13 protein-coding genes and 1 pseudogene are annotated in these 13,299 nt (G+C 54.0%); 10 read left to right on the forward strand and 4 right to left on the reverse strand.

Annotation, left to right across the window (positions count from 1 at the left end):
* Positions 1–117: 117 nt before the first annotated feature.
* Positions 118–1,785, reverse strand: a pseudogene (locus ACTVJH_RS00755) (4Fe-4S dicluster domain-containing protein); the annotation flags it as partial.
* Positions 1,786–2,028: 243 nt separating this feature from the next.
* Here ACTVJH_RS00755 and ACTVJH_RS00760 point away from each other — a divergent pair.
* Together ACTVJH_RS00760 and ACTVJH_RS00765 are read left to right on the forward strand one after the other, a co-directional pair.
* Positions 2,029–3,162: an HD domain-containing phosphohydrolase gene (locus ACTVJH_RS00760; RefSeq protein WP_455986464.1), complete on the forward strand. Its 1,134-nt coding sequence runs from the start codon at positions 2,029–2,031 to the stop codon at positions 3,160–3,162.
* Between the two features lie 15 nt (positions 3,163–3,177).
* A complete protein-coding gene (locus tag ACTVJH_RS00765) occupies positions 3,178–3,474 on the forward strand; it encodes a hypothetical protein (protein WP_455986466.1) in 297 nt (98 codons plus the stop codon).
* A 159-nt stretch (positions 3,475–3,633) separates the two neighbouring features.
* On the opposite strand, the gene ACTVJH_RS00770 is transcribed toward ACTVJH_RS00765, so the two are convergent.
* On the reverse strand, positions 3,634–4,002 hold the full coding sequence (locus ACTVJH_RS00770; protein WP_455986468.1) for a hypothetical protein: 369 nt from the start codon (positions 4,000–4,002) through the stop codon (positions 3,634–3,636).
* Between the two features lie 296 nt (positions 4,003–4,298).
* Between ACTVJH_RS00770 and ACTVJH_RS00775 the strand changes: the two genes are divergently transcribed.
* From ACTVJH_RS00775 to ACTVJH_RS00805, 7 genes are all read left to right on the forward strand, one after another.
* Entirely contained in the window at positions 4,299–4,898 is a 600-nt protein-coding gene (locus ACTVJH_RS00775; protein WP_455986470.1) for a TetR/AcrR family transcriptional regulator, read from the forward strand.
* Positions 4,895–7,066 carry a SulP family inorganic anion transporter gene (locus tag ACTVJH_RS00780; RefSeq protein WP_455986472.1) on the forward strand — a complete coding sequence of 724 codons (2,172 nt, stop codon included), beginning with the start codon at positions 4,895–4,897 and terminating at the stop codon, positions 7,064–7,066. The genes ACTVJH_RS00775 and ACTVJH_RS00780 overlap by 4 nt, the downstream gene beginning before the upstream one ends.
* A 108-nt stretch (positions 7,067–7,174) precedes the next feature.
* Positions 7,175–8,380 (forward strand): response regulator, encoded by a 1,206-nt coding sequence (locus ACTVJH_RS00785; RefSeq protein ID WP_455986474.1) that lies wholly within the window; start codon positions 7,175–7,177, stop codon positions 8,378–8,380.
* A 117-nt stretch (positions 8,381–8,497) separates the two neighbouring features.
* Positions 8,498–10,207: a sensor histidine kinase gene (locus ACTVJH_RS00790; protein WP_455986476.1), complete on the forward strand. Its 1,710-nt coding sequence runs from the start codon at positions 8,498–8,500 to the stop codon at positions 10,205–10,207.
* Positions 10,208–10,298: 91 nt separating this feature from the next.
* Positions 10,299–10,685: a response regulator gene (locus ACTVJH_RS00795; RefSeq protein ID WP_455986478.1), complete on the forward strand. Its 387-nt coding sequence runs from the start codon at positions 10,299–10,301 to the stop codon at positions 10,683–10,685.
* Positions 10,682–11,320: a sensor histidine kinase gene (locus tag ACTVJH_RS00800; protein WP_455986480.1), complete on the forward strand. Its 639-nt coding sequence runs from the start codon at positions 10,682–10,684 to the stop codon at positions 11,318–11,320. Before ACTVJH_RS00795 ends, ACTVJH_RS00800 begins: the two co-directional genes overlap by 4 nt.
* A 111-nt stretch (positions 11,321–11,431) precedes the next feature.
* Positions 11,432–11,863, forward strand: coding sequence for a response regulator (locus ACTVJH_RS00805; RefSeq protein WP_455986482.1), 432 nt, complete (start codon positions 11,432–11,434; stop codon positions 11,861–11,863).
* 358 nt (positions 11,864–12,221) lie between these two features.
* Here the strand turns inward: ACTVJH_RS00805 and ACTVJH_RS00810 are convergent, their stop codons facing one another.
* On the reverse strand, positions 12,222–12,455 hold the full coding sequence (locus tag ACTVJH_RS00810) for an addiction module protein (protein ID WP_455986484.1): 234 nt from the start codon (positions 12,453–12,455) through the stop codon (positions 12,222–12,224).
* Between the two features lie 90 nt (positions 12,456–12,545).
* Positions 12,546–12,833, reverse strand: coding sequence for a hypothetical protein (locus ACTVJH_RS00815; protein ID WP_455986486.1), 288 nt, complete (start codon positions 12,831–12,833; stop codon positions 12,546–12,548).
* 35 nt (positions 12,834–12,868) lie between these two features.
* Here ACTVJH_RS00815 and ACTVJH_RS00820 point away from each other — a divergent pair, with 35 nt between their 5' ends.
* Complete coding sequence (locus tag ACTVJH_RS00820; RefSeq protein ID WP_455986488.1) at positions 12,869–13,285, forward strand: LysE/ArgO family amino acid transporter; 417 nt, start codon at positions 12,869–12,871, stop codon at positions 13,283–13,285.
* The last annotated feature ends 14 nt before the right edge of the window (positions 13,286–13,299 follow it).

Consider the following 13,299-nt stretch of genomic DNA (forward strand, 5'->3'; position numbering starts at 1 on the left):
AAGCGGACCTTGAGCTTAATCCATCTTGATTCGTTCCGGTTTCCGGTCCGCATCGGTATTTCTGACAGCCGCGTGTTTGAGGCGGTAGAAGAGATCCACGATGCGGACATCCTGGGGACAATGCTCCTGACATTGATAGCAGGTGGTGCATTTCCAGATCATGGCCGATTTGGAGCACATCTCCGTGAGCCCGAGGCCCAGGGAACACATGATCTGATGCGGGAGCATGCCCAGCTCTTTCTGGGGATGTTCGTAGGATGCGACCACCGGACAGACCGTGGTGCAGCTTTGACAGACGAAACAATAGGAAAAGGTCTTGTTCCGGGACAGTCTGGCCGCGTCAGGATCTTCATGTTCCTGAAGAAGGAGCGGGGTTTCGGGATCTGTGAGCTGGTCGAAATTGTCCCGGACCCGTTCGAGCCCTTGCAAGCCCCCTGTCCGCATGGATTGTTTTAATGCCAGGTCTCCCTGCAGGGCCGGTGCATAGGTCAGGGGGGAGAGAAGCGAAAGCGGCGTTTCCCCTTGTTTGAGCAGGTGTTTTCGCATGTTCATCCAGAGGGTGGCCATGTCGATTCCCGAGGGACAGACCGTCAAGCAGCGTTCACAACTGGTGCAGACGAAAATGCCCTCAGTGAGCTGCTGCTGTTTGCGGGGCGAAGGGGAGGCGTACGGGGAAAGTCCCTTGATGTACTGCATCTTTTCCCCGGGAAGAATCAGGGGATTGTCAAGAACCCGGGCGGCCACCATGGCCGAACAATGCTCACTGCAGATCCCGCAATGGGTGCAAGCAGAAGGTCCCATAGCCTGGCGGACCGCCACGGCCGCTGGATGGCTCTTGGGTCCCATGATCGCCTTGGCCATCAGACTCACGGGAGTGGTCAGTATATGCAGGAATTTGGTGAACGGAAGTGTTGCCAGGCCAAAAAGACATAAAAGAACATGAAGATACCAGAGCACGGCAACCATGCCCATGCGGTCCAGTCCCGGGGCGATCGGCGTCAGAAGTCTGGCCGTGGCGTATCCGGCAAAGGCGGAGGTATTGGCATCATGGCAAAAGGCGCAATACTCGTCGTGGATATTTTTACCCTGGTTCGTGGCCTCTTCGGACATGGAGACGGGCGCATGGGGAACCAGTGCAAAGTCGTGTGCCCAATAGGCCTTGAGGGCCTCGAGTTCAGTTGTGTCATCTTCGGTATCAATGGCGGCATACTCTTCGACCATATTCATGAAGACCTGCTCCGAGGTCATCTTCATCCCCTCGAGGGCGATTCCCGAGACAATGATTGCGGCTACAAGTACCAGGGCGAAAATGTCGTGGCCATTGGAAGCGGCTAGCGGTTTTTTGCGGATGAACCGCCGGTAGACCGCCATGATCACCCCCGTCAGAACCAGGATTCCCAGAATTTCCCGGCCGATGAAAAAGGGGTTCAGGGTGGACTGATACTCGGGAAAGAGTGAGATTGTGACAAGGGAGGCCAACGCGTGAAACAGGATCAGCAGGACAAATCCGAAAAAAATGAGCTGATGGGTGGCCCAGCGGATTTTGTCGACCGAGAAGAGAGGACGAAGCAGGATGATGTCGGCGACAAGGGTCTTTATCAGAATAAACAGCCTGGGCGGGATGAGGGAGCATGCGCACCCCTTGAGGACAGCGGCTATCCGTGTTCCGGTACCGTACGGGGAAGGGATTCCCATGAAGGAAGGGATGAACCAGCGGGAAACAATGAAGCCAAGGCCCGCGATGAACAGGGTAAAAGCGATCCAGGAAAGTGTGGCCAGCGTCATGTAAGAGAGCTCCTCTGCTAAAATGAAGCCATTTTGGGATAGAGGGCAAGGTGCAAAGCGTCTAGAAAAAGAAAATTTTCACATTCCGTACACGGTCAATCCATCACGATGTTTGGACTGTGGAGCAGGCCGATATGGGCCAACTTGTTGGTATGCCTTGCTATTATTATGCAAAAGACGTACTGAATCTCATGAAGTAGTCTTCGTGTATTGTTGGTTTACCTGAACGATCCAGGTGGGAGCATGAAAGAAAAAATTCTCTTTGTCGATGATGACCCCAAGGTTTTGCAGGGCATCCGGCTGGCCCTGAAACCGGATTTTACCGTGGATACTGCGGAAGGCCCTGTCGAAGGAATCATGAAGATCAAGAGTGACGGGCCCTACGCGGTTGTTGTCTCGGACCTGAAAATGCCCGGTGCCAGCGGGGTCGACTTCTTGGAACAGGTCAGAAAATTTTCCAGCGAGAGCGTGCGCATGCTTTTGACCGGCCAAGGGGATCTTGAGGCGGCTATCGATGCCGTGAACCGTGCGGGGATTTTTCGATTTTTGAACAAACCTTGTTCCAAGGAAACTCTGATCGCCAGTCTGAAAGATGGATTGGTCCAGTACCGGTCCGTTCAGACGGAAAAGGAGGTTCTCAGGGGAACCCTGCAGGGGACCATTCGGGTTCTTTCCAACATCCTCTCCCTGGTCAACCCCTGTGCCTTTGGCCGGGGTGAGCGGATCAGGGGGCAGATGATCTCCCTGGCCAGGTCCTTCGGCCTGCCCGGGGTCTGGCAGTACGAACTGGCGGCCCTGCTTTCCCAGATCGGATGGGTCTCGGTCACCTCCCTGGGCCCCGGTGTGCGGATAGGTGACAGGGAGATGGCCCCGGAAGAGGCTGTGGCCATTGAGAAGCATCCCGAGGCGGCCGCCTGGCTTCTTTCCGACATCCCCCGATTTGAAAAAATTATCGAGATGATCCGGCTGCAGAAGGAGGATTATCTGGAGGGCCTGGATATTCCCCTTGGGGCGTATATGCTCAGGATCTGCCTGGATTTTGACAAGCTCAAGCAGCAGGACATGCTCACGACGGACGCGGTGGATTTCATGCGCAAGAATGTTGAACTCTACCACCCCGAGGTGCTGGAACGTTTCTGCCAGATGGTGACCTCGTCCCGCAAAAAGGGAAAGCGGGCGCTCCGGCTCCAGGATCTGGAGGTGGGCTGGATTTTTGCCGAGGATCTGACCGTCAAAGGCGGCGGCCATCTGCTCATTGCCAAAGGCCATGTGGTCAGTCCGGCGACCCTGTTCCGCCTGAAGATATTGTCTGAGACCTATGCGCTTGAAGATCGCTTTATATACCTTTATCCACCGCTCATCAACGAGGATTCGTAGCTTAACATGTGTTCGATGCAGACAGATGCCCCCGCCACCCTTGATGATCTCGTTGTCAGGGTTCCCTGGTTTTCCAGGGGGCAATGGAAGGCCATGGTAACGGCAGCCAACGGATCGCTCTGCCGGGAAGAGAGCTATGCCCAGTGGCGCAGAAAGGCCGGGGAGAATATCGCCTCCATCCATCGGGCCGGGATCAGAACGTGCAAGGTGGATGTAAATACGCGGGCATTTGTCCGCTGGTGCCGGGCGCGGTCCAAAGGGTTGAACGCCGCCTCACTGGCCGAATATATTTCCAAATGTCCCAACAAGTAGCACCTTTCTCTCCGACAAGGCCATTGTGCCCTTCACATGAGTGCGGAAAAATATCCAGTCACAAAAAAGCCCCGGGATCGGGGTTTTTTTGTGACTGGATGAAACAGACAGGAAAAAAGTCGGTATCGCGGGGCGCCTTGCATCTTTATGCAGACATACTCAAAACGGTAGAGCGAGTTCCCGTTCGGGCTTTCTCCGGCTATGCGGCCTGGATTTTCGGGCCGCCTTCTTTTTTGCGGGCATCTTGCCTTTGCGATACGGATAAAGCCAACATGGTTCCAGGCCGTCCATCTGTTTATGGGCCGTACAAGTATCCGCTGCCTTTGCCGAACCTGCACAGCGCAGGCAGAACTTTCTGATCGCCTTGAGCAGCTTGGCCCGTGGTTTTGCCGCCCGGGTGCCGAGACGAAAGGGGTACAGGGGGCATGCTTCGTCAGGACACTGGGCAACGAATTTTCTGCTACCACCCTGGCAAAGAAGACATGTCTTGCGGATGGCCTTGATCGGGCTGATCCGTTCTGGGGACATACATTCCTCGTGTGTGTGATCGGGAAATCAACAACCCGACTTGCTCTGTGTGCCGATGTAAGGATCTTGTCAAGAGTCGGTCAAAAAACCATGAACGAGGTTTTTCCTCCTTCAATAGGTTTATCTTTTTGATCTTTTTTAGAAGGTTTTTTGATTTTTTGCAAACCACTTTCCTGATCTCCCCGTACATTTTGTGTGCTTCAGGATCAAAGGGGTAAAAAAAACTTGACAGGTTTGTCCTTTTTTGCACAAGAAAAAACCGACCGAGCGCTCACTCGGGATTTTAAGGAGATCACATGTCACTGAAACAAACCATCCTGGAAACAGCCACCCGGTTGTTTGCCACCAATGGATTCAAAAATACTTCAATTTCAGCAATCTCCAAGCATTCCGGGGCTGCTGAGGGAACGATTTTTCATCATTTCAAAAACAAGGAGGACGTATTTCTTTGTACGTTGAACAGAGCCAAGGGACTTATTATCAATGAGGTGGATGAACAGATCAACAACAAACATTTTGAGTCCGGCCTGGAAATGGTCGAAGCTGTCATCAACGTGTATTTCTACTTGTCCGAAGAGTGGGCAAATGAGCTGTCATTGCTTTTTAGGAGTCATTCCTATGAACTGGCTTCTGTAAACAATGCCTGTCGAACGACAATGGAAAGCATTTACAATTGTTTCTTAAACGCAATGAGCGAGGGGATTGTCATTGGCATCGAGGATGGGTCGATTGCCAATGTTTCCGCATCCAAGACTGCGGTCATCATTTTCGGGATGCTCAACGGTTTGTTGCGATTTGATGTGGAGAACATTTTTCCTGTGCATTCCCTGTATTTTGATATTATGCAGGCGTGCAAGAAAATTCTAACCAACGGTTGTGACGAGGTGCTGGTATGATTGCTGTAGTATCCAAGATATTTCCTTTTATGGACTGGTTCAAAGGATATACCATGGGCAAGTTCAAGCTGGATATGGTCGCCGGCTTGACGGTGGCTTTGGTGCTTATACCCCAGTCCATGGCCTATGCCCAGCTTGCCGGGCTTCCGGCATATTATGGTTTGTATGCATCCTTTCTTCCCCCCATGATTGCGGCCCTGTTTGGATCGAGTCGGCAGCTGGCAACCGGACCCGTGGCCGTTGTCTCTTTGATGACAGCGGCTTCCCTGGAACCCCTGGCAACGGCCGGGAGCGAGGCGTTTATCGCCTATGCCATCCTTTTGGCCCTGAGTGTCGGGCTGTTTCAACTTCTGCTGGGCGTGCTCCGACTGGGATTGGTGGTCAATTTTCTCTCCCATCCCGTTGTCAACGGGTTTACCAATGCCGCGGCGATCATCATCGGGACGTCTCAGTTTTCCAAACTCTTTGGTGTGTATGTGGACAAGGCACCCCACCATTACGAAACCATCTGGCGGGTCTGCAAGGCAGCCGTTCATTACACGCATTGGCCCACACTGGCCATGGCGGTTCTGGCCTTTGGGATCATGTACGGGTTGAAGAAGATCAACCCCAGAATCCCCAACGTACTGGTGGCCGTGGTCGTGACCACGCTGCTCGCATGGGCACTCGGATTTGAGCACAATTACAAGGGGGGTGTGGACAGCATCATGGCTCCGGAAATCCGCAGCGATATCGCCTCCTTCAATCAGGCCGTTGGTGACAATGCCCGGTACGGGGAAGAGCGGGCCCAGCTGACCAGCCAATTGAACGCGATCAAGCAGGAGAGCGGGGTTCGCTCCATCGAGTATCTGGACAAGCAGCACGATATCGACGTTGTGGGTTCCAAGATCGAGATGGCCAAGTCCAGGGCCCACATTTTTCGCGAGAAGATCCGCAGCCAGCTTCTCGCCGGGGTCGAGCAGGCCGGTGGCGGTTTGATCTTCTATCCCGAGAACCAGCTTCCCGGGGGAGTCGAGGGAGACGGGCGGACCTGGAGGATCAAGGTCGGCAATGCCCAGCTTGCCGAGAACAATCTGTTGTTTACAGGTGGCGGAGCCGTTGTGGGCCTCGTTCCCAGCGGTTTGCCGACCATCAGTATTCCCTCCTTTTCACTTGGTTCCATTCTGACCCTGCTTCCTTTTGCGGCGATCATTTCACTGCTCGGTTTCATGGAGGCCATCTCCATTGCCAAGGCCATGGCTGCAAAGACAGGACAACGCCTCGATCCGAATCAGGAACTCATTGGTCAGGGATTGGCCAATATCATCGGCGCATTCGGTAAGAGCTATCCGGCTTCAGGGTCGTTTTCCCGTTCAGCCGTCAATCTCCAGGCCGGAGCCGTGACCGGTTTTTCCAGCGTGGTCACCAGTTTGACCGTTGTCATCGCCCTGCTCTTCTTCACCCCGCTCCTCTATCATCTGCCCCAGGCCGTTTTGGCTGCGGTCATCATGATGGCGGTTATCGGGCTGGTCAACGTCTCGGGTTTTATCCATGCCTGGAAGGCCCAGTGGTATGATGGGGCCATCTCCATTTTTACCTTTTTTTGCACCCTGGCCTTTGCCCCGCACCTGGACAAGGGCATCATGATCGGCGTGACCCTTTCCCTCGGGGTCTTTCTGTACAAGAGCATGCGTCCCAAGGTGGCCAAACTGGCCATGGGCAAGGATGCTTCCCTGCAGTGCATAGACACTTCCGTGCTCGATGAATGCAAGTACATCGCCACCATCCGGTTCGATGGTCCCCTGTTCTTTGCCAATGCCAGCTATCTGGAGGATCGGGTTACCGAGATCATGCGCACCATGCCGGATTTGAAGCACATCCATATTTCGGCCAGCGGAATCAATGAGATGGACGCCTCGGGCGAAGAGGCCCTCTCCCTTCTGGTGGAGCGCATCCGAAGTACCGGCAGGGGTATCTCCTTTTCCGGCGTCAAGGAGCGGGTTCTCGATGTCATGAGGCGAACCCATCTTCTGGAAAAGATCGGCGAAGAAAATTTCTATCCAACCCTTGAAGGAGCCATCAAAGCTCTGTACATCTCTGTGCATCCTCAGGGTGAAGATGTCTGCGAATGTCCTCTGGTGCGCTACATGCCCAAGAAAGGCTCAACGGGGGTCAACCAGCCAGCCTGATGCAGCAAATCGTAGCATTCGACACAGACCGGGAGGGATGGTTTTCATGCCCGATCATTCCTTTTTCGCAAGATTTTGCAACCCTATTCTACCAAAGGGAGAATATTCATGTCTTCGATAACGATATTCCACGGCAATTTTGTCCATTCCAAGGAGATCTGCACACAAGCGGCCCAGGCCCTTGGCTATGAAATAGTCCACGATCAGGATCTGATCGTGAAGGCGAGCGAACGTTTCAATATTGCTGAAAACAAGATCACCCGGGCCGTCTATGAAAAGCCTTCGGCCTTTGATAAATTCACCCATGAAAAGGCGCGTTGCGTGGCCTATCTCAAGTCGGTCATGGCTAGCGATCTGGCCCGAGATAATGTGATTTATTACGGATTCCTGGGACATTTGATCCCTGAATCCATCTCCCATGTACTCAAGATCTGCCTCATTGCCGATCGCAAGGCCCGGCTCGAGGCGGCCCAGGCTGCGGGAATGAGCGAGAAGGATGCCCAAAAGGCCATTCTCAAATACGACGAAAGCTGTTCCTTCTGGACGGATCATCTCTTTCACAAGGATCCCTGGGATGCCTCCCTGTATGACATCATCATCCCAACAGACAAGAAAGAACGCTCGGAATGTGTGGATATTATCGTCAAATCGGCCAAAAACGAGATTGTCAGAGTCACGGACAAGAGCCGTCAGGCGGTCACCGATTTTGTTTTGGCTGCCAAGGTCGAGCTCGCCCTGGCCAAGGCCGGTCACAGCATGACGGTTACTGCCGATCAGGGCGAGGTGACCATTGTCATTGAGAAAAACGTGATCATGCTTGCCCGCCTCGAAGACGAGCTCAAGCAGATCGCTTCGGAGGTTGAAGGGGTCTCGGCCGTGTATACCAAGGTCGGTGCGAATTTTTATCGCAACGATGTCTACCGGCGCTATGATTTTGAAACCCCGGCCAAGGTCCTGCTGGTCGATGACGAAAGGGAATTCGTGGAAACCCTGTCCGAGCGTATGCTCATGCGGGACATGGGTTCGCATGTGGTCTATGACGGAAAAGAGGCCTTGGAGTTCGTTCAGGATGAGGAACCCGAGGTCATGGTTCTGGATCTGCGCATGCCCGGTGTGGACGGCTACGAGGTGCTGCGCAGGATCAAGAAGGAACATTCCAAGGTGGAGGTCATCATCCTCACCGGCCATGGTTCGGATGCGGACCGGGCCAAATGCATGGAGATGGGGGCCTTTGCCTACCTGGAGAAACCCGTGAATATCGACAAGCTGGCCGAGACCCTCAAGGCGGCCAAAGCCAAATACGCGCAGGGCTAGAAACGACTTCGATATGCTCCCGGCCATCCTGTCCGTTGGCGGATGTCCGGGTGGCGGGAGCACATCAATGCAACTCGTGTGGGAGAGACCTTTATCCCGGATGGAGAGCGGCAGATCATGATACAATTACCCGAATTCATCAACAGACTGCTTCCTCCCTTCTGGAGGGAGACTGATCCCATAAAAGAGGCCCAGAGCGTTTTCAGCTACCGGCGGGTCTGGTGGTGGGTCATCATCAGCATGACGATTGTTGCCATCCTGCCCCTGCTTTTGCTGACGGTCATGAACCTCAACCAATACCAGAAGACCATCTATTCGGAGATGGTCTATCCGGCGTCACGGCTTATCTCCAATGTCAAGCGGAGTGTCTCCTTCTTCCTCGAGGAACGGCGATCAGCCCTGAATTTTCTGGTCGAGGACAATTCTTTTGAAGAATTGACGGACAAGCGTCACCTCTCCCAGGTTTTCGGGCATCTGAAAACGGCCTTTGGCGGATTTATCGATCTCGGAGTGATCGATATACAGGGCAGACAGCGGGCCTATGTAGGCCCCTACCCCCTGGAGGACAGGAACTACAAGGATCAGAGCTGGTTCAGCGAGGTCATTGTCCGGGGAATCTATATCAGTGATGTCTTCATGGGATTTCGGGATGTCCCCCATTTCATTATTGCGGTCAAACATCAACAGGACGATGGATCCTTCTTTATCCTCAGGGCGACCATTGACACGGCTGAATTTTACGAGCTGGTGGAATATCTGGATATTCGTACCGGTTGGGATGCCTTTATCATCAACCGCAAGGGTATCCTCCAGACCCCTTCGCGAACCCTCGGGAATGTCCTGGAATCAAGCGGCGTGGAGGTCCCCACGTATTCGACGAATACAAAAATCATTCAAACAGCGGACTGGGTTACGGGATATGCCTATATCCCGAACACACCCTTTATCTTCATGCTTCTGCGTGAGCAGGGGGGTGCGGCCGATGGATTGGGCAAATTGCGCAGCGAGGTGCTCGTCATCCTCACGGTATCCGCGGTGGCCATCTTTTTTCTCATCATCTGGGTAGTCACCTTTCTGGTCAATCGGATCTATATGGCGGACAAGACCCGGGCCGCTGCCATGCGCCGTATCGAGCACACCGGGAAGATGGCCTCCATCGGCCGGTTGGCCGCGGGCGTGGCCCACGAGATCAACAATCCCCTGGCGATCATCAATGAGAAGAGCGGGTTGATCAAGGATCTGCTGACCTATTCCAAGGAATACAAGGCAGACCCCCGGCTGCTTGGTCTGATTGATTCCGTTCTTCAGTCCGTTGAGCGGTGCAGCACGATTACCCACAGGCTGCTTGGGTTCGCCCGGCATATTGACGTGCGGGTGGAAGCCCTCGACATGACCAAGCTTATGGATGAGGTACTCGGATTTCTGAAGAAGGAGGCCGAATACCGGGATATTCACATCGGGCTGCACGCCGAGGAGGATCTGCCTGAGATCCAGAGCGACCGGGGACAGCTCCAGCAGGTTTTTTTGAATATCATCAACAACGCCTTTGCCGCTGTGGACGATGGCGGGTGTATCAATATCGAGCTGGGAAGAGTCGATGAAAATCGGGTGGCTGTGATGATAGCGGACAACGGCAAGGGCATCAGCCCGCAGAACATGAAGCGGATCTTCGAGCCCTTCTTCTCCACCAAGACCAAACAGGGCGGCACGGGCCTCGGACTTTCCATCACCTACGGCCTGGTTGAGAAGCTCGGAGGCACTATCCACGTGCAGAGTGAACTCGGCAAGGGCACGACCTTTACCATAGAGTTACCCATCAAGCGGTAGATCCGAGATGATCCGAGGTGACAGAGAATCAAACTGTACTTTCAATATCGGGAATGGACCCGGCTGATCCGGGTCCTTATGGGGTGAGAACGTGAATATACTGTTAGTTGACGATGAAGAGGAATTGGTGAGCACCTTGGCCGAGCGTCTGGGCTTTCGGGGGATTCGTGCCGACTGGGCCACCTCAGCGAAAAAGGCCATCGAACTCGTGCAGGACAAGCATTACGATGTCGCGGTGCTGGATGTGAAGATGCCCCGCATCAGCGGGTTGGAATTGATGGGCATACTCAAGAAAAAGGATCCGGAATTGCGGTTTATATTTCTGACCGGCCATGGTTCTGAATCGGATTTCCGGCATGGATGCGAACGCGGCGCCTGTTTCTACCTCATAAAACCCTTGAAGCTGGAGGCATTGGTCGAAAAGCTCGAGGAGGCCATGGCCGGGAAGAAGCAGGATCAGGGAGATAATCTGCTATGACCACCACCAAGGACGATTCACACCAGGCGTTTGGCCAGAAGGCCGGGCTTGCCTTTTTCGGCAGGATGTGCGCCAGCATTTCCCATGAGATCAAGAACTGTCTAGCCGTGATCAATGAACAGAACGGTCTGCACGAAGATCTGCTCATGCTCCAAAAACAGGGCCGGGAGCTGCCACCGGAGCGGATCGAGCGGATCAACACCACTATCGGCGCCCAGGTTCAGCGCATGGATTCCATCATCAAACGATTGAACCGGTTCGCCCACAGCCCGGACAAGGTGGAGGAGCAGATCGATCTCGGGGAGATGTGTGCCTATGTCGTGGAATTGTGCAAACGGTTCGCCGCGAATCGCGGGGTCGTGCTGGCCTGTGATGCGCACGATTCCGTTGTCACCACGGCACAGCCCTTTCTTGTCACCCATCTGCTGGTGGAATGCCTTCAAAGGGTTTTTGCCGCTGTTTCCTCCGGGGAGACCATTGTCCTGCAGACGGCCCGGACCGATCAGGGACCTGTTATTGCAATCAAACCCGGTTTGGAGCATACTTCGCAAACAGTCCAGTCTCTGGCCGCAGCTGTTGGCGCGGTTGTGGAGACCGGGGCGGATCAGACGCGGGTGCGTTTTCAGGACGTTTGAAACAACGGGGTGTGCTGTCCGGGCGTATCCCTGTCAGGAGAGCGAAGGGCTTGTTTGAATATACGGTTCAAGGCCAAAACATGGCCGGGGATGATGAAAAAAGGAGAGACTATGTCTAAGGAAAAGGTCTTGCTGGTCGATGATGAAAAGGATTTTTTGAGTGCCCTGGCTGAACGGATGCAGGTGCGTGGCATAGACGTGGCCACGGCAACCACCGGTCAGCAGGCCCTTGAAATGGTGGATGCGGATTCCTACGATGCCATTGTTCTTGATCTCCAGCTTCCGGATATCGACGGGTTGGAGACCTTGAAGGGGATCAAGGCGAGCCATCCCGAGGCCCAGATCATCCTGCTCACGGGTCACGCAACCGTTGAGAAAGGGATCGAGGCCATGAAGATCGGAGCCACGGATTTTCTGGAGAAACCAGCTGATCTCAAGGCGTTGACCGAGAAGATCGCCGCGGCCAAGGAAAAGAAGATGGTCATTGTCCAGAAAAAGAGCGAGGAAAAGATCAACAAGATCCTGGAAGCCAAGGGGTGGTGATCAAGTTTTTCGCCAACAGATTTGCATACAAAAAGCCGTCGCATGACGGCTTTTTTTTATGCAAGATGAACGATGTTCTTCGTGTCAGTACTCGGATAGTTTAGTACGTATCCATGCGGGTTTTTTTCGACAATCAAGGATGGCTTTGACGGTTACAATATTCCCATTGACTGTGTAGTAGATGGCAAAAGGGAACCGACGGGAAAGGGCTCGGTGAAATCCTGCCACTGTTTCGTGTATCCCCGCAAAAAATGCCAATGAGTCAATGTCTGATGTGAGAGAATCCAAAAAATAACGACCAAGTCCCTCTTGCTGACCCTGGTAGAATCGGAATCCTTCCCACAGATCCTGTTCAGCTTCAGCGAGGAGCCTTATTTTCATGCGATACCTGCTGAAGCCGTTTTTTGACCTCGTCCCAATCGCGGAACTCAGCCAGTCCCTTATCAATTTTTTGCTGCCGCATTTGCAGAAGGTCCATATGCCATGTGGGTGAGGAGACCGCATCGGGAGTCCGGCACAACTCATCCCAAAGCTGTTCCATCGCGAAAATTTTTTCTTCGATGGTCATGTTGGTTGTAGATATGGTTTGCATGATCCCTCCTTGATTACTTCTTATGACTCATCAATCTCTCGCGGATACGTGAAAGTCAACAGGGAAAGCCTTGAGTTTTTCTTTGCGCATTCACTCCGAGTGCGAAAGAGCCTGTATCCCTCCCTGTACCAGAACGTCAGTGAACCTTGCCAGGAGTTCCGATTGCCGGGTCCAGGTGTGCCAGAAGAGCGCAATGGGCAGTGCATGGCCCGGAGCGCATTCTTCGCGTCGGTCGCTGTCAGGCAGCCCCTCGAGTTGCAGGTCCGGGATGAGTCCGTATCCGTGGCCCTGGGTGATGACCCGGACGAATTGTTCCGAAGACGGAATATAGTGGGCTGGGAAGGAATGGGAAAAGTCCGAAAAGAGATGGCTTAACATGCTGGTATGAAGCCCGGGCCGAGCTCATCAGCTGGATGGCTTGGCTGGGGAGCCTTTTTCTGATTTGGTGCGGGTGGCGCGCCTTGCGGTCAGCCCTGCGCGGCGGGCAGCTGGATATGGCCGGGGCCGGCCGTCTGACCCTGAAGGGGGCCGTGGCGACCACCTTGACCGTAACCCTGCTCAATCCCCATGTCTATCTGGACACCATGCTCTTTCTGGGGGGGATCAGCACCCAGTTTGCAGGGACGGGCAGATATATTTTCGGGGTGGGAGCGATGACGGCCTCTCTTCTCTGGTTTTTCAGCCTGAGCGTTGGCGGCCAGTTTCTGGCCCCCCTGTTCAGGAAGCCCCTGACATGGCGTTTTCTCGACGGGTTCGTCTGCCTGACCATGTGGGGAATCGCCGCAACCATGATCACCCGCCAGCTGGCCCCTTCCGTGTCCCTGCCGTAGCCACTACCTCTCCA

The sequence above is a fragment of the Desulfoplanes sp. PS50 genome (assembly GCF_053851535.1).